At 55.8% G+C, this 19,714-nt stretch carries 15 protein-coding genes and 1 pseudogene; 8 read left to right on the top strand and 8 right to left on the bottom strand.

The genetic code is table 11. From position 1 onward, the window contains the following. Window positions 1-198: 198 nt before the first annotated feature. The 4 genes from PM2_RS26730 (at window position 199) to PM2_RS26715 (ending at window position 4,359) form a co-directional block, all read left to right on the top strand. Entirely contained in the window at window positions 199-1,167 is a 969-nt protein-coding gene (locus PM2_RS26730; protein WP_004576061.1) for a LysR family transcriptional regulator, read from the top strand. Window positions 1,168-1,377: 210 nt separating this feature from the next. Next, on the top strand, window positions 1,378-2,685 hold the full coding sequence (locus PM2_RS26725; RefSeq protein WP_016487023.1) for an OprO/OprP family phosphate-selective porin: 1,308 nt from the start codon (window positions 1,378-1,380) through the stop codon (window positions 2,683-2,685). A 296-nt stretch (window positions 2,686-2,981) separates the two neighbouring features. Further along, on the top strand, window positions 2,982-4,007 hold the full coding sequence (locus PM2_RS26720) for a hypothetical protein (protein WP_028700006.1): 1,026 nt from the start codon (window positions 2,982-2,984) through the stop codon (window positions 4,005-4,007). A 127-nt stretch (window positions 4,008-4,134) separates the two neighbouring features. Further along, complete coding sequence (locus PM2_RS26715) at window positions 4,135-4,359, top strand: hypothetical protein (protein ID WP_004576058.1); 225 nt, start codon at window positions 4,135-4,137, stop codon at window positions 4,357-4,359. A 91-nt stretch (window positions 4,360-4,450) separates the two neighbouring features. Here PM2_RS26715 and PM2_RS26710 read toward each other — a convergent pair whose 3' ends face one another. The 5 genes from PM2_RS26710 to PM2_RS26690 all read right to left on the bottom strand — a co-directional run bounded on the left by PM2_RS26710 (window position 4,451) and on the right by PM2_RS26690 (window position 12,912). Beyond that, complete coding sequence (locus tag PM2_RS26710) at window positions 4,451-6,448, bottom strand: heavy metal translocating P-type ATPase (protein ID WP_004576057.1); 1,998 nt, start codon at window positions 6,446-6,448, stop codon at window positions 4,451-4,453. Between the two features lie 201 nt (window positions 6,449-6,649). After that, window positions 6,650-6,973 carry a DUF2790 domain-containing protein gene (locus tag PM2_RS26705; protein WP_004576056.1) on the bottom strand — a complete coding sequence of 108 codons (324 nt, stop codon included), beginning with the start codon at window positions 6,971-6,973 and terminating at the stop codon, window positions 6,650-6,652. Between the two features lie 162 nt (window positions 6,974-7,135). Next, the gene (locus PM2_RS26700; protein ID WP_004576055.1) at window positions 7,136-10,297 is read right to left on the bottom strand and encodes a CusA/CzcA family heavy metal efflux RND transporter; all 3,162 of its coding nucleotides are present in this window, start codon (window positions 10,295-10,297) and stop codon (window positions 7,136-7,138) included. Between the two features lie 24 nt (window positions 10,298-10,321). Further along, complete coding sequence (locus PM2_RS26695) at window positions 10,322-11,572, bottom strand: efflux RND transporter periplasmic adaptor subunit (protein WP_004576054.1); 1,251 nt, start codon at window positions 11,570-11,572, stop codon at window positions 10,322-10,324. A 68-nt stretch (window positions 11,573-11,640) separates the two neighbouring features. Beyond that, window positions 11,641-12,912 (bottom strand): TolC family protein, encoded by a 1,272-nt coding sequence (locus PM2_RS26690; protein ID WP_016487022.1) that lies wholly within the window; start codon window positions 12,910-12,912, stop codon window positions 11,641-11,643. 404 nt (window positions 12,913-13,316) lie between these two features. Between PM2_RS26690 and PM2_RS26685 the strand changes: the two genes are divergently transcribed. The 3 genes from PM2_RS26685 to PM2_RS30405 all read left to right on the top strand — a co-directional run bounded on the left by PM2_RS26685 (window position 13,317) and on the right by PM2_RS30405 (window position 16,265). Next, the gene (locus PM2_RS26685) at window positions 13,317-14,660 is read left to right on the top strand and encodes an OprD family porin (protein ID WP_004576051.1); all 1,344 of its coding nucleotides are present in this window, start codon (window positions 13,317-13,319) and stop codon (window positions 14,658-14,660) included. A gap of 489 nt (window positions 14,661-15,149) precedes the next feature. Then, the gene (locus tag PM2_RS26680) at window positions 15,150-15,824 is read left to right on the top strand and encodes a heavy metal response regulator transcription factor (protein ID WP_003253420.1); all 675 of its coding nucleotides are present in this window, start codon (window positions 15,150-15,152) and stop codon (window positions 15,822-15,824) included. A gap of 117 nt (window positions 15,825-15,941) precedes the next feature. Then, window positions 15,942-16,265, top strand: coding sequence for a hypothetical protein (locus PM2_RS30405; RefSeq protein WP_080574869.1), 324 nt, complete (start codon window positions 15,942-15,944; stop codon window positions 16,263-16,265). A 101-nt stretch (window positions 16,266-16,366) separates the two neighbouring features. Here the strand turns inward: PM2_RS30405 and PM2_RS26675 are convergent, their stop codons facing one another. Together PM2_RS26675 and PM2_RS30400 are read right to left on the bottom strand one after the other, a co-directional pair. After that, complete coding sequence (locus PM2_RS26675) at window positions 16,367-16,894, bottom strand: hypothetical protein (RefSeq protein WP_004577223.1); 528 nt, start codon at window positions 16,892-16,894, stop codon at window positions 16,367-16,369. Between the two features lie 189 nt (window positions 16,895-17,083). Further along, window positions 17,084-18,316, bottom strand: a complete 1,233-nt coding sequence (locus PM2_RS30400; protein ID WP_231995379.1) for a hypothetical protein — start codon at window positions 18,314-18,316, stop codon at window positions 17,084-17,086. Between the two features lie 31 nt (window positions 18,317-18,347). Here PM2_RS30400 and PM2_RS26670 point away from each other — a divergent pair. Further along, window positions 18,348-19,136: pseudogene (locus PM2_RS26670) on the top strand (NAD(P)-binding domain-containing protein); the annotation flags it as partial. Window positions 19,137-19,159: 23 nt separating this feature from the next. On the opposite strand, the gene PM2_RS26665 reads toward PM2_RS26670, so the two are convergent. Beyond that, on the bottom strand, window positions 19,160-19,714 hold a 555-nt coding region (locus PM2_RS26665), incomplete at its 5' end, for an MFS transporter (RefSeq protein ID WP_042132610.1).

Below are 19,714 nucleotides of genomic sequence, written 5' to 3'. Positions count from 1 at the left end.
AGCTGAATCTATATATGATAAGTAATGAGTTGGCGCACTAGACTAGCACGCTACAATATCAGAGGGATTGCCTGAGGATTACGCTTTTGAAATAAAGGCCTGCCAATAACGCACGCATGACCTGTGCATTACAATGTTGTCAAGATAAGGAAATGTCAGACGACATTGAGCTAGATTCCCCGAATGAAGGGGGATCGAATGGTTACACAAAATGAAACATATACAAGCAGCGTTGTTTCTTACAGTCCTGACATATTGGATGATCTGCCAATTGATGATCAGCTGGCCGTAGAGTTTTTCGCAACAGCACGTTGTGCCAGTTTCAAACAGGCTGCCCGAGGGCTCAATGTGCCAGTGGTAGGCCTTCGCAAACGCTTGGAGAAACTGGAAGAGCACATTGGTGCTCCCGTGTTTGTCTACAAGCACAACAAGCTTGCTCTGACCCGGACAGGCGAGAGGGTCAGCCAGTACCTGTGCCAACTCTTCGGCCCTGAAGGCCTGGGCAAGTCTGGTGAAAAGGAGGACTCCAGGCTTACCATCGCGATCACAGAGCCAGTGCTGAGCGACATCGTGAACCGCGATCTAGTCGCCTACGTACGCGATCATGCCGAAATGCGGCTGGAAATCCATTCAGAGTGCACAACGCAGATGCTTTCTGAGTGTGAAGTCGATGTGGGTATCGCTTTCGTGAGCCCAGATGATGAGGGCGCTTTTGATCGCCATCCTACGTATAGGTTTGAACGGCTCGGCCGGATTGGGCACGCGCTGTTCATTTCCAGCCGCTACTCAAGGAGCGTCACCCTACCAGTGCAGAGCCTGGATTTGCACAACTTCATGCTCGTTGTCCCTTGGGATGAAGAGATCTTGGCGGGCTCACGAAAGTGGGCATCGATAATGGCTGAGCATCAGGGCGGTACCACTCGGGTAAAGAGCTATAGCTTATCCCGTGGCCTTGTCGTAGGGGGCGCGTGTATCGGTGTGCTGCCCGACTACAGTCGAAAGATGGAGAGGAACATTCTGCCGGTGCCGGGCTTTTTGGACGATCTGGAGGAGAAAGATGTCTTTCTTGTTATCAAAACGAAGCTTGTCCGTAATCCGCACGTTCTGGGAATCCGAAGATTGATCAAGAAGAGCTTTTTTGATAAGAAGGACTGGCTTGTTCGGTAACAGTTTTGTTAGGTTTAAAAATTTCCCCTTAACACTATAGAAACACAACTGTCATATTCGCTTGCAATCTAGTCAGAGTGCTTAGAACAAAGGCATCTTGTTACAGCAGGTGACAACCGTGGCCTGCTCCCATCTGCAAGATAAATTTAGGCCGACGCAGGGCGAAATACAACGTCGGTAGCTAAGCACTTAACATACGAGAGGCAAGCAATGATCCGTTCTTCGAACATGCGGGAAAAGCTGTTGGCTGCCGCAATAGTAGGCACATTTTCCTCGCAAGCATTCTCCGGAACAGTAACCACTGACGGGGCTGATCTCGTTCTGAAGACCAAGGGCGGTCTTGAAGTATCGACTACTGACAAGGAATTCAGTTTCAAACTGGGCGGTCGAGTCCAGGCTGATTACGGCCGATTCGATGGCGTTTTCACCAAGAATGGCGATACCGCGGATGCGGCTTACTTCCGTCGAGCCTACATTGAGTTCGGCGGCACCCTGTACCGAGACTGGAAGTACCAGGTCAACTACGACCTCTCCCGCAACACGGGCAACGACTCCGACGGCTACTTCGACGAAGCCAGCCTGACCTACACCGGTTTCAAGCCGGTCCAACTGCGCTTCGGCCGTTTCTACACCGACTTCGGTCTTGAGAAAGCCACCAGTTCGAAGTGGACCACCGCCATGGAGCGGAACCTCTCGTACGACCTGGCGGACTGGATCAACGACAACGCTGGCATGGGTATCCAGGCCACCAGCACCATCGCTGACATGGCTTACGTGTCCGGTAGCGTTTTCAGCGAAACCAACAACAATTCTGATGGTGACAGCACCAAGCGCTACAACGTGCGTGGTGTCTTCGCTCCATTGAACACGGATGGGAATGTCCTGCACGTCGGCGCCCAATACGCCTATCGCGACCTCAAGGACAGCGCAGTTGATACTCGGATTCGCTCACGCCTCGGTGTCCGTGGCGTCGATACCAATGGTGGCGGTGATGCCGGCACGAACGGCAACCGCATGCTCTTTGGCGGTGCGGCAGCACAGGACGGACTGTGGAAGGACGATTCGGTTTGGGGGCTTGAGGGCGCCTGGGCCACCGGCCCATTCTCGGTTCAGGCCGAGTACCTTCGCCGCAAGCTGAAAGCTGACCAGGCCAGCAATGACCTGAAGGCCTCTGGTTATTACGCCCAGATGGCGTACACGCTGACCGGCGAGCCGCGCATCTACAAGCTTGACGGTGCCAAATTCGACACTATCAAACCACAGAACAAGGAACTGGGTGCCTGGGAAGTCTTCTATCGCTTTGACGACATCAAGGTCGAAGATGGCAACCTGGTCACCGCTGCGGACCAGTCGAACGAGCGCAAGGCCAAAAGCCACACGTTGGGTGTGAACTGGTACGTCAACGAGGCCGTGAAAGTCAGTGCCAACTACATCAACGTGCGCACCGACAACAACGAGAATACCGTGGGCGACGACGGCGGCAATGCCATCGTGACCCGCCTGCAATACGTCTTCTGATCCCTCTCATCAGTCTGACGTGAGAAAGCCGGAAGCGCTCAATGTGCTTCCGGCTTTCGTGTTTCTGACGTGATCAAGCATGGAGCGCCCTCCTCCTACCTCCATTCGCTTACGATGACCTCTCTTGCCAAAGCTCGGCGAATCTGGTGAGATTGCCGCGTCGGGATTTGCATGGTGGCCGTGCAAGCAAATCAAACCTGACTCCTACTCATGATTGAACCTGATTCGACGTCCAGCTTCGCGTCTAACGGCCCTACAAGCGCAGCTACCCCAACGTCGCTCATTAGGGGATAGTCATGTCTGCCAAAAAGCTGCTTCAACCTCTCGCTGCTCAGCTGCACGCCTCATTCTCGGCTTCCGGCCGCCCGTACCCTCACCAGCACATTCACCAGCTGCTCCACGCTGCCATTGGTTCCGTCGCCCCGGAAGTTGCCTCCAAAGACAAACTGTCAATCCAGGTGCGCCGTGATAGCGACAGGCAGTACAACCTCTACGAGACGATCGAGCGAGCGAAAAAGTGCTTGGGATTGACCGATCTTCAAGCAGTCGGCGCGGCTGAAGAAGTCATCGAGGTGCTACGAGCTTCAGGGATCGGCGTGAACCAGGTTCGCCTGCTCCTCGACCCCTCCTTTACTTCGACGACTCGTAAAAAGGCCTTCAAGGCCCTCTGCAAGAATCTGGATCTGAACGAGCTCGGCGATCGGTTCGTCCCGAAAACGGCGACGCTGGCCATAGCGGCGGGAATGGCACCGCCTCCGAAAAACACGTGGAAAGATCGCTTCGCCCTGGCTGCAGCTTTCCCTCTACGGGGACAGAGCCAACTCGTTGAAATGGTGACCCGAAGCGAGTGCTACTTATGGGTATTTCCGCCGACTGACCATCATGCTACGGCTCCCGCGACTCACGACCGTTTCTTCGGTGAGCAGACCTATCCGAGTGCTGAGATGGGCATGGGTTTCAGCATCATCGATTCCGGCTGGGCCCGTCCCAAGTACTCGATGCTCTCCAAGCAGCCGGAGGAGACCTTCATCCAGTATTCGCTTTCGGCGCCAATGTGGTCCTGGAGCGCACAAACTAATACCTGGCGGCTGGGAAATATCCTTCGCACCCAGATCCTTGACGGGGCTCCTTGGCGTAACGAGCCCTTGAGCGATGTGCTGCCAGGTGGTCTGAAGTCTCTGCCGCGGATTTATGGGTGCACCACCTGCCAAACGCTGTTCGTCGAGAAACACAGCGGCTATCCGGATGTACCCACTCAGTGCCAATGCGGTGAGGCGAGCAGTACGGGTGACCAAAACGAGTCACCTGCTCTCAATAGCTGATTTTCCTTACGGTGGCGGGCTATGCCCCCCGTTAGGGATTGGCTATGGGAGCGGGATTCGCTCACCCCAAAACTGAAGGCGCCGCCATCTAACCGAGCGATATGAGCTGAATGCTCGCGGAGTAGATATGCAGAACAGTACCAACAAACAAGACACCCTGGCGGCGATCAATGCACTTGTGGAGATTGCGTATGATCAGGGATTTGCGAACGGACACGGGGTCGGCAATCAAGTCGGTTTCGTAGCCGGTGTCATGAGCCTCAAAGCTGCGTTGGCCTGCGGCTTACGGCACGGCTCACCTGAATGTGGAAAGGCCCTTGAAAGCCTCAAGCGCATCGGGATCGACGAGTGAGAAAAAGTATGGGTCGTGCGCTGATCGCGCACGACCCATACTTCTACTTCAGGTCATTTCCCTGCTTAGCTTCATGATTGAAGCTCAGGGATCAGGTGCTTCTGCGGTAGGCCAACAACCGCAAGGCGTTGAAGACGACCAACAATGTGGAGCCCTCATGGATTGCAACAGCAGCACCAATGCTCAAGCCCATGATGGTCGACGGAACCAGGATGGCCACAATCCCCAAGCTGACGAACAGGTTCTGGCGGATGATCGATCGCGTGTGACGGCTCAAACCCACCGCAAATGGGAGTTGCCTGATGTCGTCAGCCATAAGCGCGATATCAGCTGTTTCCAAGGCGACGTCAGATCCGGCAGCCCCCATTGCGATGCCAACGCTCGAATTGGCCATGGCAGGGGCGTCATTCACGCCGTCACCCACCATGGCCACCTTGGCGCTAAGGCGCAGGTTCTTGATGGCCTTGACCTTGTCTTCCGGCATCAGGTCTCCCCACGCCTCATCTAAGCCAACTTGTTTGGCTACCGCCTCTGCAACGCGGTTGTGGTCTCCAGAAATCATGACCATGCGGTCGATGCCCATCTCTCTGAGTTTCTGGAGTGCCTCTTTGGCCCCCTCTCGGGGTGTGTCCAATAGCCCGATAGCGCCCAGATCCTTGTCAGCACGACGAATCACCATGGTTGTGCGGCCCGACTGACGTAGACGCTCTGCAGCCTCCAGGGCAGCCTTGCTCAGTGCGGGAATACCATTGGTACCGAACATCTCGACCTTGCCAATCCAGACGAACTGCCCATCAAGCTCAGCACGCACGCCGCGGCCAATCATGTTGCTCATGTTCTTGGCTTGGATTCGGCGCCGTGTGCCAATCATCTCTTCACCGTCACGCACAATTGCCGCAGCCAGCGGATGGTCGCTCATCGACTCCACAGCGATGGCGACGTTTAGTAGATCCTCGATCTGCGTGCCGCCCACGGGTATTACATCGGTAATGCGTGGGCGCCCTTCGGTCAGGGTACCGGTCTTGTCGAATGCCATGGCATTCAAGGCGCCAAGCTCTTCAAGTGGCGCACCGCCCTTGATCAGCACGCCACCTCGGGCTGCCCTGGCGATGCCAGAGAGAATGGCGCTTGGTGTAGCGATCGCGAGCGCGCAGGGGCTGGCTGCAACCAGAACGGCCATCGCCCGGTAGAACGAGTCACGGAAAGGCTCGTCAAGAAAAATGCCGGCAAACAGCAGCCCTACTACCAGCAGCAAAACTACCGGGACGAATACCCGCTGGAAGCGGTCCGTGAACTGCTGGGTCGGTGACTTCCTGACTTCGGCTTCACTGACCATCTTGATGACCCGCGCCAAGGTACTTTCAGTGGAGCGCCGTGTTACCTCAACCTCGATGAGAGTTTCGCCATTGATGGTGCCGGCGAAGACTTTCGAAGCTGCATCAACTGCATCTGGCTTACTACGTGCGAGCTCGACATCAGCGACAGGTTGCTTGTCCACGGGGACGCTTTCACCGGTCACTGGCGCCTGGTTGATACTTGAGGAGCCCACGACTACAAAACCATCGGCCGGCAGGCGGTCATTTGGGCGCACGATGACAACGTCACCGGGAACCAGCAGTTCCACCGGCATTTCCGTCGTGCCATTTGCTCTGCGTACGATCGCCGTGGCCGGTGCGAGCTTGGACAGTGCCTCAATCGCTTTCTTGGCCCGCCCCATCGCGTAGCTTTCAAGGGAATGCCCCAGACTGAACAGGAACAGCAGCAGAGCCCCCTCAGCCCAGGCGCCGATGCTCGCGGCACCGGCTGCGGCGAGAAGCATCAGCGAATCGATCTCGAAGCGCTTCTGGCGGATGTTGCTGATCGCTTCCTTGATAGTGAACCATCCACCGAACACGTAGGCAGATACGTACAGAACCAGTGACAGCCTATCGATCAGCCCGAGCTTTCCTGCGAGAGCTCCGGCACCGAGCAGCACACCACAGATCAGCGCGAAGACCAGCTCGGTATTCATGCCGAAGATACTGCCATGCTCGTGGCTATGGCCTTTGTGCCCTGCTTGGTCGTCTGGGCGTTCAAGCAAACTTTTCATAACTCGTCCCTTCTGGGGTCAAGGCTTCCAATTGCCCTCTGCAGTTGGGAGCCGTCGCGGTTGGTTAGCTAAGACCTATTGCACGGTTTGCCCCGGCCCAGGCGTTAATATTTCAAAGCTATGGAGCATCGGGCGTAATAAAAAATGCCAGGCGCTGCCTGGCATTTATGAATTCTCTAATTGTTCTGTTCAAATCGTTTACTACTTGTTGTTGATGCATTGCGAATACATCGAGTAACGAACAGTCTTGAGCGTGCCCTGGGAGTCCTCGAAAGTCATCAACCGTGGGTAGACCTGGCAGGTACGGGGGTCCTGCGACTGACGTACAAACTTAGCAACGTCTATCTTCATGCCATATTTGTAATCCTGAATCTCCGGCATAGGCTTGCCATTCTTCTCGGCATACTTGGCCACCGCAGCTTGGTGCTCTTTGGTGTATTGCAACTGCTGGCTTTCAGAGAAAGTGTTAGCCTGCGAAGCCATCGAGAACACAACAAGTGCAGCGGCAATAATTAGCTTTTTCATAAGAACCTCTCAAATTCAAATCTTCTCGGGCGTAACTTTAGCAATGCACAGGCATCACCGGCATGACGAGAAACTTACAATTTTGAAAGGTAAGCGCATCTACCTCATATAAAACAAAAAAGCCCACAACGCGTGTTGTGGGCTTCTCTTTAGCGGCGGCTATCAGCTAACCGCCTCAGCCTCCTCACCATCTTCATCCTTGCGGTGCGCCCAGTGATACAGGGCTGGCAGTACCAGCAACGTCAGCGCGGTGGAAGACAAGATCCCGCCAATCACCACCGTCGCCAGAGGCCGCTGAACTTCTGCACCGGTACCGGTGGCCAGGGCCATCGGGATGAAGCCCAGGGACGCCACCAAGGCAGTCATCAGAACAGGTCGCAGACGGGTTAATGCACCTTCATCGACTGCCTGCCTGAGCGTTCGCCCTTCCTCCCTTAGCCCGCGGATGAAGGCAATCATCACCAGGCCGTTCAGTACTGCAACTCCGGACAGTGCAATGAAGCCGACACCTGCCGAGATCGACAGAGGGATGTCCCGCAGCCACAACGCCACGACACCACCGGTGAGTGCGAATGGAATACCGGTGAAGACCAGCATGCCGTCCTTCAGGTTGTTGAACATCAGGAACAACAAGGTCATGACCAGCAGCAAGGCGACTGGAACAACGATCTGCAGCCGTTTGGCAGCCGACTGCAGCTGCTCGAACTGGCCACCCCAAGTCGTCCAGTAGCCCGCAGGGATTTGCACCTTCTGATCCAGCGAAGCGGTCGCCTCCTCAACGAAGGATCCCAGGTCACGGCCTCGAACGTTGGCGCTGACGATTACTAGACGCTTGCCGTTCTCGCGGCTGATTTGGTTCGGGCCCAGTTGCAGGTCCAGATTAGCGACCTGCGACAGCGGGATGAAACCGATCTGGTTGGCACCCTGAGCCGCATTGGCAGGCACCGGAATCAGCAAACTGGACATCCCCGCTACGTCGGTGCGAACGGTCTCAGGCAGGCGCACTACCATGTCGAACCGACGGTCGCCCTCATACAGCGTGCCGGCCTGGCGACCACCCACGGCGATAGCGATCGAGTTCTGAACATCCGCGATGTTCAGGCCGTAGCGTGCTGCTTTCTCGCGGTCGATGTTGATTGTCAGCACCGGCAGGCCGGATGTCTGCTCAACTTTCACTTCCGACGAGCCCGGTACCGCTTTGAGCGCTGCCGCGATCTTGTTGGCGGTATTGTTGAGTACGTCCATGTCATCGCCGAAGACCTTCACAGCGACGTCACTACGCACGCCCGAAATCAGCTCGTTGAAACGCAGTTGGATTGGCTGCGACAACTCGTAGTTGCTTCCTGGAACACCCGCTGCAGCCTTCTGCACCTCAGCAATCAGCTCATCGCGAGGCTTCTTGGGGTTAGGCCACTGATCCTGAGGCTTGAGCATGATGTAGGCGTCGGAGGCGTTCGGTGGCATCGGGTCAGATGCAATTTCCGCGGTACCCGAACGTGCGAACATACGCTCGACTTCAGGCACCTGCGCTATTACCGCTTTCTCCAGACGCTGCTGCATCTCGACGGACTGAGTGAGGCTCGTTCCAGGCACACGCATGGCCTGCATCGCAAAGTCACCCTCACTGAGACTTGGGATGAACTCGCTACCCATACGACTTGCCAGCACGCCGCTCAGTACGACCAAGGCTACTGCGGCCGAGAAAGCGATGTTCCGATGTCCCAGCACCCATTGAAGAACCGGCTCATAGCGCAGTCGAGCTGTGCGCATGACCACACCTTCTTCTTCCTTCACCTTGCCAGTGACGAACATGGCAATAGCTGCAGGAACAAAGGTAACAGACAGGATCATTGCACCCAACAGCGCCATCACAACGGTGAAGGCCATCGGGTGGAACATTTTGCCTTCGACGCCGGTGAGGGCGAAGATCGGCAGGTAAACCACCATGATGATCAGCTGACCGAAGATCAGCGGCCGGCGAGCTTCTCGCGCCGCGGCAAAGACCTCGTGGAAGCGTTCAGTTTTGGTGAGCATGCGGCCATGCTTATGCTGCGCATGAGCCAGTCGACGGATCGCGTTTTCTACAATAACCACGGCACCGTCGACGATGATGCCGAAGTCGAGTGCCCCCAAACTCATTAAGTTGGCACTGACCTTGTTGTTGAACATGCCTGTGAAGGTGAACAGCATGGACAGCGGAATCACCATCGCGGTGATCAGTGCCGCACGGATGTTGCCGAGGAACAGGAACAGAATGGCGATTACCAGAATCGCACCTTCCACCAGGTTCTTCTTCACCGTCGCGATGGCTTTTTCAACCAGGTTGGTACGGTCGTAAACGGTCACGGCCACCACGCCCTTTGGCAGGGTGCGGTTGATGTCCGCCAGTTTGGCGGCGACAGCTTGAGATACGGTGCGGCTGTTTTCACCAATCAGCATGAACACGGTACCGAGCACGACTTCGCGGCCGTTCTCAGTAGCAGCACCTGTACGGAGCTCTTTACCGATGCTGACGTCAGCAACGCTGCTGATACGAATCGGTGCACCATCCACACTGGTGATCACGATGTTGGCTATGTCGTCGATGTTGCCTACCTGGCCGGGCGCACGGATGAGCAACTGCTCACCATTACGTTCGATGTAGCCGGCGCCGACGTTGGCGTTGTTACTTTCCAACGCTGCAACCAGGTCATTGAGGGTCAGCTTGTAGGTAGCCAGGCGCTTTGGATCCGGCGCAACCAGGAACTGCTTGGCATAGCCGCCGATGGTATTGATCTCGGCCACACCCGGGACGTTGCGCAGCTGAGGCTTGATGATCCAGTCCTGGATCACGCGCAGGTCGGTCGGGGTGTACGGCGTACCGTCCTCTTTGACCGCGCCATCTTCGGCTTCAACGGTCCACAGGAAGATCTCACCGAGACCGGTGGAAACAGGCCCCATGACAGCTTCCACGCCATCTGGCAGCTGTTCCTTCGCAACCTGCAGTCGCTCGTTGATCAGCTGACGGGCAAAGAAGATGTCAGTGCCATCCTTGAAGATCACGGTGACCTGAGACAGGCCAGAGCGAGACAGGGAACGGGTCTGCTGAAGGCCCGGGAGACCGGCCATTGCTGTTTCAACTGGAAACGTGATCCGTTGTTCGGTTTCCAACGGCGAATAGCCAGGCGCTGCAGTGTTGATCTGCACCTGGACGTTGGTGATATCGGGTACCGCATCAATGGGCAGCTTTTGATAGCTGTAGATACCGATACCCGCCATGATCAGAACAGCGATCATTACTACGATGCGCTGCTCGATGGCGAATCTGATGATACGTTCAAACATGAGAAATCATCCTGTCAGTTCGCATCAGTGACCGTGTTCGGCAGAAGCTTTGCCGAGCTCGGACTTGAGTGTGAAGCTGCCACTGGTTGCTACCTGGGCGCCGGCTTCAATACCGTCGATGACTTCCACGTACCCATTATCGCGACGACCCAGTTTTACCGGGCGGGTGTCAAACCCATCTGGGGTGCGTACGAATACCGAGGGTTTGTCTTCAACGGTCTGCACTGCGTGCTCAGGGACCGCTACGGCAACTCGATCGGTTTGGGAAGTGACCGCAATGTTCACGAACAGGCCTGGACGCCAGGCACCGTTGGGGTTGGTCAAGGTGACGCGGACAGTAGCTGCACGGTTTTGCTCGCCCAGCAGGCTCCCGACATAACCCACCTTCCCTTCGACCTCGACGTTCATGTCAGGCGAAGAGACTTTCACCGCACGACCAGTCGTGACTTTGCCCAGATCTGTAGGCGGGACGGCGAAGGTTGCCCAGACCTGATTCAGGTCGGAAAGGATGAAGGCGTTGGTCGCCTCGCTGACGACTTCGCCAACGGTCAGGTGTTTCTCCACCACCACGGCGTCGAAAGGGGCTCGGAGTTCGTAACGATTACCGCCAACGGAGTTAACCGAAGCACCGATCGCACCGACCTTCTGCTTGGCGTTGGCCAAGGAGATCTCCGCTTCTTGCAGCGCTTGGCGTGCTTGGAGGTAGTCTTGCTCTGCGGAAATCTTGTCCTGCCACAGCTGCTTCTCACGCTCGAAGGTCACACGCGCCAGTTCGACGCGACGCTGTGCGGCCTGTTGTTCGCTGCGCAGGTCAGAGATCTGCTGGCTGGCGATTACAGCGAGGACCTGACCCTTTTTGACCGTCTCACCCAGATCGGCTTGGACAGTCTCAACAACGCCAGGAACACGAGGAACTACGTGGGCGGTCCGGTCTTCATCGAAGCGAATTTCGCCCGGGAAGCTCACGACTGTACCCAAGTCACGGGGTGCTGCAGCTTCGAGAGCAACGCCGGCTGCCTTGATCTGTTCAGCGCTGAGCCTCAGCTTGCCCTCTTCTTCACCACCCTCTTCGCTGTGACCTTCTTCACCATGGCCCTCATCACCTTCCTCTTTGGCGGCAGATGCGGCTTTCTTTTCGTCGCCATGACCATCGTTAGCGCCATGCTCGGCGGTACTGGCGGCCTGCTGTCCGGAACTGTTGTTCCAGGCAAGGCTGCCAAATCCGAGGGCTGCCACAGCGGCTACCGCGAGGGCGATCTTGCGTTTGTTATCCATTGCTACTCCTGCTAATCGTAGGCACCGGCTTGTTCAAGGCTGTGTGCCGAAGAAAATGTTTGGCCCGTTCAGCGAGCGCCGGCAGTTGAGCCGACTTCGCCATAAACCCTTTCCACCTGCGCACGCGCATTGGTCGCCGCTGCCAACGATTCGAGGTATTGGCCACGAGCGACGATCAAGGTGCGCTGGGCATCCAGCACTTCGATGAAGCCGAATTTGCCCATCTCGAAGCCGCGGGTTGCTGTCTCTACGGCTTGTTGGGCTGACGGCAGAATGGTCTTGTCGTAGGACTCGACCTCCTGCATGGCGGTGGACCACTGGTTCAACGCGGTTTGGGTTTCGGTGCGCAGGCGCAGCTCCACGGCATTGCGCTGGTCTCGGGCCTGATCTGCACGTCGAGAAGCGGAAAGGATGTTGCCCTGGTTGCGATCAAACAGCGGCAAAGGCATAGACAGGCCAACAGTGTTGACTCGCTCTCGTACAGAGCGGTCGTACTGGCTACCTACGCTGACAGTAAGGTTCGGGATACGCTGAGCTTTCTCTGAGCCGAGCGAGGCATCGCTCTTGTCGATCTGTACCACGGCCTGGCGCATTTCTGCGGTCTGGTCGAGCTTTGCCAGTAGATCTTCAGTACGAGGCGGCAAGCCCGGAGATAGGGTTGGCGATTCGAGTCGATCAAACACGGTGACTGAGCTGCCCGTAATTTGAGCGAGCTGTTGGTAAGCGGTTGCTTTCTCTGTTTCGGCGCGTCGAACTTGCAGCTTGGCCTCGGCCAGTTGCACCTGGGCACGGGTGGCTTCTACCGGAGACGATTTACCTGCGCGAACACGGCCATCGACGATGCGGAGACCGCGCTCAGTCAGTTCGAGAGATTGCTTGGCCAGGTCAAGGCCTGTCTGGGCCCGCAATGCGGCGTAAAAGGCCTGCACGACGTCTGCACGCAGACCGTTCACGCGACGGTCCAACTCCAGCTGTGCGGCGGTCTGCCCGTAAGTGGCGACGTCAACACGAGCTCCCCGCTTGCCACCCAGTTCCAGGGTCTGGCTAAGCGACACGGTCGTCGTGCTGGTGTTACGACGGGTGTCTTCTACGTCGTACGAAATAGTGGGGTTGGGGATAAGCCCGGCCTGCTTGCGAGCACCATCAGCGATCCCAATCTCTTGCCGGGCCGCGGCCAGGTCAGGGTTGGCATCCATGGCCGTCGAAAGCGCCTGGGGCAAGCTGATGCTTTGGGCAAGAGCTGCAGGTGCCATCAGTCCAGAAATGACTGCACAGAGTGCAGCGATCTTCCAGGGCGAGACAGAGGTCTTGGATAAGACATTGCGGTTATACCGGGGCACTTTGATGGTCCTCGTGCACAAACTTCGATAAAGCTTGGCGAGAACGCCGAAACAGCTGCCAAGCCCCACTTGATTAGGTGATGGCACTCTAAAGAGCGGTAGCTATCAGAGGGGTGGCTAGAAAATTACAATTTCGTAAGAAAGCGCTGTAATGCCCGTAAATACTGGGAAATCTAACCCGGTACTAGGATTTCGTTACAAGCAACGGAGATGGCAAACACGCGGCGCGAAGGTGCCAAATAACGGACAGATGACGAAATTGTAATTGTTCTATCACCCTCCCGTTATCTTCGGCCTGCAAATATGAGCTCGCGCTACGCTAGGCGCGCCGCCGGGTCAGAACAATTAACGACACCCGCGCAGGTAAACATAATAAAAACTGCCGTGAATCAAAGGAGCATCGGATGAAAATCAAAGTACCACTGTATTTGGCGGCAGTTTCTGCGCTGTCTGGAAGCTATGCTGTTTCGGCACAGGCTGAAGACAAGCCAGAAGGCTTCATTGAAGGCAGCAGCCTTACAGTGCTGAACCGTAACTTCTACTTCAACCGTGATAATCGCGACAGCTCGGCCCCCACTTACAACAGTGGCAAGGGCAATACCAACGGCTACTCCGAAGCCTGGGCGCACGCGATCATCAGCAAATTCAACTCTGGGTTTACCCAGGGTACTGTTGGCTTTGGCGTTGATGCCTTCGCCATGATCGGCCTCAAGCTCGACACCGGTGATGGCCGCAACGGCGGCCGTAGCTCCTTCGATGTGCTACCCGTTGATAACAAGGGCGAAGCTCGCGACGAATACACCAAGGTCGGCGGCGCAGCCAAAGTCCGCTTGTTCGATACCATCGTGAAAGTGGGTGATGTTTTCCCATCGACTCCGGTCGTTGCATCCGGTGACTCTCGCCTGCTGCCAGAAAGCTTCCGCGGCGTGACCGTTGAGAACACCAGCATCCAAGGCCTCACCCTTCAGGGTGGTCGACTGCACGCCATGAGCCAGCCACTCTCCAGTGACCTGAACGACAACTTCGTGACCTTCTACGGCGGCCCGGTCAACTCGCCATGGATCGGTTACGGTGGTGGTGACTACTCGATCAACGACAACTGGACTGTGAGCGTCTACGCCAGCCAGCTGAAAGACGTCTGGAATCAGTACTACGCCGGTACCAGCGTTGTTTACCCGCTGAGCGACGATCTGGCTCTGATCGGTGGCTTCAACTACTACAAAGCCGTAGATGAAGGTAAGAAGCGCCTGGGTGAATTCGACAACAACATCTGGAGTGCCAAGGTCGGCGTGCGTTACGGTGCTCACACCCTGGCCCTGTCGCACCAGCGCAACAACGGCGACGACGATTTCGACTATCTGCGTCAGTCGGACTCGATTTTCGTCGACAACTCCATCCAGTACAGCGACTTCAACTCGCCGAAAGAGCGTTCCTGGATGCTGCGCTATGACCTGAACTTCACCAGCTACGGCATTCCAGGCCTGACGTTCATGACCCGCTACGCCAGAGGCTCGGGCGCGGATTACTCGAACGCTAACCAGTTCTACATGCGCACCGACGACAACGGCAACCCGCTCGACAATCAGAAGCGTTGGGAGCGTGACGTCGAAGTCAAATACGTTGTCCAAACCGGTCCGGCAAAAGACTTGTCCTTCCGGTTGCGCCAGGCAACCACGCGTGCTACTGCATTCGAATCGGATCTGGATGAAACTCGTGTAATCATCGAGTACCCGCTTTCGATTCTGTAATTCGCTAACTGGACCAGTTATTCCTTAGCTGGTCCTATTAGTAAAACGAGCATTACGAATTCACCTTGAGTGGCTTAAGTGCTCCTTTGGTAAAAGGTGGATATTTGGCGCCCATTGGGCGCCTTTTTTTTGCCTAGAATTCAAGTAGGCGTTCGATTGCACGCATCGCATGCCGGTGAAGTTCATGGCTACACCAATGACCAGTTTCCTCAATGTGAGCAACCTCGCCGTCATCTGAGCGGAACGAAGCCAGCACGAAGAAGAAAATAACCCAATACTTCATAAGGTCAAATCACCTGCTGGAGAGCGGGCCCGCAACTGTCAAACCCAAACCGCGACAAGATATACCGCCAGACTATCAACTGTATTACCTAGAAATTACAAATCCGTCATTTGAGCCCCGGCACGCTCATTTTGATTTACCATCCCTTTCAATAATGCCGGCGCGCGTGCGCGGTTAATTGCTCAGTGATATCGAGACAAAATCCCATGCGAATTCTGGTAATTGAGGATGAAGTAAAAACTGCGGAGTATGTGCGTCAAGGTCTGACGGAATGTGGCTATGTCGTTGATTGCGTTCACACCGGCTCTGATGGATTGTTCTTGGCCAAACAGCACGAATACGAGCTGATTATTCTCGATATAAACCTTCCAGAGATGGATGGTTGGCAGGTCCTTGAGTTGTTGCGCCGTAAAAATTGCCCTTCCCGCATCATGATGCTGACGGCGAGAAGCCGGCTGGCGGATAAGGTCCGGGGGCTGGAGAACGGCGCAGATGACTACCTAATCAAGCCATTTGAGTTTCCTGAGCTACTGGCCCGGGTTCGCGCCTTGATGCGCAGGTCAGATCACCCTGCATCCGTAGAGGTCATTCGCGTCGCTGACCTGGAGCTTGATCAGAGCCGGCACAGGGCATTCAGGGACGGTCAGCGCATTGACCTGACCACGAAAGAATTCGCGTTACTGCATTACCTGATGCGTAATACCGGTGTGGTGCTGAGCCGCACCCAAATTATTTCGCAGGTTTGGGATATGAATTTTGACTGCGACACAAACGTTGTAGAGGTGTCGATTCGAAGACTCAGAGCCAAGATAGATGACCCTTTCGAGACCAAACTGATACATACGCTTCGGGGCGTAGGGTATGTGCTTGAAAAACGATAGTTGCCAAGCTCTCTAGTACCGAAAATCCGCTACATATTCCCGTCGCTTGCGAGCTTGAGGTTTCTGTTTACGATCCGCGGCGCTGATTCCTCACTCAAAAAATGAGGTAGGCTGTACATGAGGTATAGCATTGATTATCAGCAGGTTTCGCAAGGGCAATCTGATGCCAGCATTAATGCCTGTCCAGCTGACATTGTCTTCAACAGCGACCATGGCCTAGCTCTTATTCCGTGCGTTGGCGATGTTATCAACCTCCCCTCTACGGCGGTCAAAGAAGGGGTTTGCGGCATCGTTAGATCAAGGATTTTCAATTATCTCAGAGGTCCTGAAGAGCTGTACTGTCACGTCAATATTCTCGTTGAAGAGGCGGACATCAATTTCGGAAGTCTCATCTCGGAATACATGCGCAATCAGTCACGTGCTCGCTCGCCTTCTTCATAAAGTCGAAGGCGGGCCTGGCCATTAATGGTTGTGTATGGGTGAGGGTTCAGCAGAGCGAGCGCCTACTGAGCTCCAGAGATGAATAGTCACAGCCTAGTGGCTTAACGCGGTACTGCTGGTGTACGCAGAGCTGGACTCATTGTTTTTTGAATGGCGCATTGCAGCACATAGAAATATAAAATCCCGGAAGTAAATACGATTGCGGACAGATAAGCAAACTCAGAGTCTAAAACCCCGGAAACCATATACAATTTAATCGTGATAGAACCCATAATGATTCCGGTACAGTACATGACGCCTGTGAACTGATTGCCCAAAAAACTCAGGATGCCGCTGAAGGCATTGTTCGCACTCAACAGCATTGCTTTCAGAATCGTCCAGCCGAGAATTGGCAGAAAAGCCTTGATCATGAAGGCGAATAACATCGACGATGCAAATAGTTTTATCGGGGTTTCTGCCCACGGCTTGATGGTGCCGTCTACTTCAACGCCGGTATACAAGATGATATTCAGAATAATCGCCATAAGGGTGCATATACCGAGGCGTATCATTTCCCGCTTAAGCGGGGCCATCATTATCACTGCGTGAATCTTGTTTCCAAAGTATCGTTTTAGTCCTTGAATCGACATTTTTTCTTCCTATGCTCTCGGGTATGACGCTGTTGTAGCGTTGTATAACGGTCATGCTTTTACCCGAAGAGAGGTGACGCTTCAACGGCCCTGAATGCGCAGGGGATCTCATGTCCTTCCCCTGGCTGGGTAGCTTGCTGAGAAATTCTCATCTACCTGCGTGGCAAAGATGCGGCCACCCCGCCGCCGTCAGAGCTCTGGAGGACTGGTTGCTGTCAGCAACTCATCGAGTGACGGAACCTTAGCGTTTGCACTGAGGACGAGTGTCCTGGATCGGAGTATCGATACATCAAAGAAAGATTCGGACTCGACTCTTCCGTTTACTTCTCTCCAGTGGGTGACTTCTGGTATCAACTCATTAGGCACCGGGTGTAGTGCCATAGGGTTATGGAAGACCTCCACTTCAGCAGACCACGGCTCGTAGCCATATTGCGGCCAGAGCTGACCGTAGTCGCTGGACGCTACATCCAACAGAAATGGGATACCTCGTGATGCTCCTGGAGAACGGTCGAAAAACTCACCAAACCGCAAGTATCGGTACCCGTCTAGATGAGCTCCACCTGAGATCGGCACTCGGCTGAGCTTTGGCACTGTGCAGGCATTGGTGAAAATGACCGCTGAAAGATGGGCATTTTCCCTTAGCGTAAATAGGCCGTTGGGGCGCCCTGATAGCAGAGATGTCTCTTCCTCCACAGTTATCAGGTGCGTACCACGATGCGCAGATGAGTGAACTGCAAAGCCATAGAGATAGCTGATGAGCGACTCCCTGCTCCACAGCATTGAACTGGGCGCATGGAAATCGGCTAAGGCCAGAATGAGCGGCTTACCCTCCACGTGCGGTAGGGATTCGTAGCGCTTGTCCAATTTGTTTTGGATGGTCCTCGCAAACCTTTCTGCAGCCGCTCCTAAGAAGCGCTCATGTCGGTCAGCGGGTGGGGGGACCGGCGAGGCGCCAAAATGCTCATACCGCTCTTCCGGGTTGGCTGTCACTGCTTCAACCCAGGCCTCATCTCCCAGCCTATTCTCGATGTGAAAATCGGGTGATTCTTTAGGCTGGGTGACCAAGAGTCCCTGTTCGCGAAATATCGCTAACAGGTGGGCCTCCCAAAGGCGGGTGTGAAAATTCTCAGTCTGGCAATCGGGAACCCAATTTCTGTCTGGGGATGGCAGTGCGAGATACAGTTGATTCAGCGCCCACGCCCCAATACGGCGGCTTGGATCAAATAGTGATTTGAACACCACGCTTGGTGTGCGCTTACCCATTCTGCTTAGAGGAGCACGTCGTCGTTCACCTGAAGGGAGTGGAAGCAGATGGGTTGGGGTATTGAGAAAATGGCTGATTGAGGCGCGGGCTTCGGACTCGCCAGTGGTGCACTCACTATGGCTGAGGAGCACCCACACGCTATCGACACGACGCCGCAAGGTGACAGTTCCGAAGCTGCCGGAATGGATATTCCCTATTGAGCGGCCAGTACGGGTCACCTCCGTCGAGCGCCTCGGCGGTGCGTTGCGTGTCCATTCCCAGCGCGGGTACTGGGATGCCAAAGCAGTGGTCAGTGCCACCGGCACCTGGAGCAACCCCAATATCCCTGCTTATCCCGGTGCCAAGCTGTTCTGTGGCCAGCAGCTGCATTCAGCTCACTATGTTGAGCCGCAGGCGTTCTCGGGCAAGCGGGTCCTGGTCGTCGGCGGCGGCAACTCCGGGGCACAGATTCTCGCAGAGGTTTCCCAAGTAGCGGATGAACTGGGATACGCCCACCGAGCCACTCTTCCTGCCTGATGATGTAGATGGTCGAGTGCTGTTCGAACGGGCGACAGAGCGCTGGAAAGCGCAGATGGAGGGCCGTGTGATTGACCAGCCAGTCGGTGGGCTGGGCGATATCGTGATGGTCACGCCTGTGGTCGAGGCGCGTGAGCGAGACGTTCTTCATGCAGTGAGGCCTTTCGTTCGTTTCACCCCCGACGGAGTGGTCTGGGCAGACGGCTCGGAGACCGCAGTCGATGCGGTGATCTGGTGCACCGGATTCAAGCCGGCGCTGGGGCACTTGGCGAGCTCGGGGTAGTCACTGGTGACGGTCGCGTCGAAGTTTCAGGTACACGGGCAGTGAATGAGCCTGGCCTTTGGCTCGTGGGTTATGGCGAGTGGACAGGCTCTGCATCCGCGACCTTGATCGGGGTGACGCGCACAGCCCGCAGCACTGTCGCTGAGATCGAGCAGTTTCTGGTGAAAGCGGAGGCTTGAGTGCCTCCGCTCTTCCCCTGTGCTCAGTGGGTCTTCTGCGCCATTTCGCTGTGTCTGGGCAACCCGATCGAGATGAGCGCGGCAGCCAGTACGAAAAGGCTGGAAACCCACAGGCAGGCCTCCAGGCCATAGGCTTGGAACACCCAGCCTGACAGCAGTGTACCGACCAGCCGCCCCAAGGCGTTGGACATGTAGTAGAAGCCTACGTCCAGCGAGACCCCATCTTCCTTGGCATAGCTGACGATCAGGTAGCTGTGCAACGAGGAGTTCACCGCGAACAGCACGCCGAACAGCATCAGCCCACCGAGCAGCACCACCTGCGCCGACCAGCCTGCTGATAGGCCCACGGCAATAAGCGCAGGCAGTCCGGCCAGGGCGAGAGCCCAAATGAAGGCCGCTCGGCCGTCGGGCACATGACCACGCTTCTTGCCGGTGATGTGAGGAGCAAACGACTGGACGATGCCGTAGCCAATGATCCACACGGCGAGGAAGCCGCCGACCAGCCAGAATTCCCAGCCAAACGCGGTGCTCAGGTACACCGGCAGCGCCACGACGAACCAGACGTCTCGGGCACCGAA

The organism is Pseudomonas monteilii NBRC 103158 = DSM 14164 (genome assembly GCF_000730605.1).
GTDB classification, from domain to species: domain Bacteria; phylum Pseudomonadota; class Gammaproteobacteria; order Pseudomonadales; family Pseudomonadaceae; genus Aquipseudomonas; species Aquipseudomonas monteilii.
The sequence above is the reverse complement of the archived record's forward strand: the minus strand, read 5'-3'. Positions and strand labels throughout refer to the sequence as shown.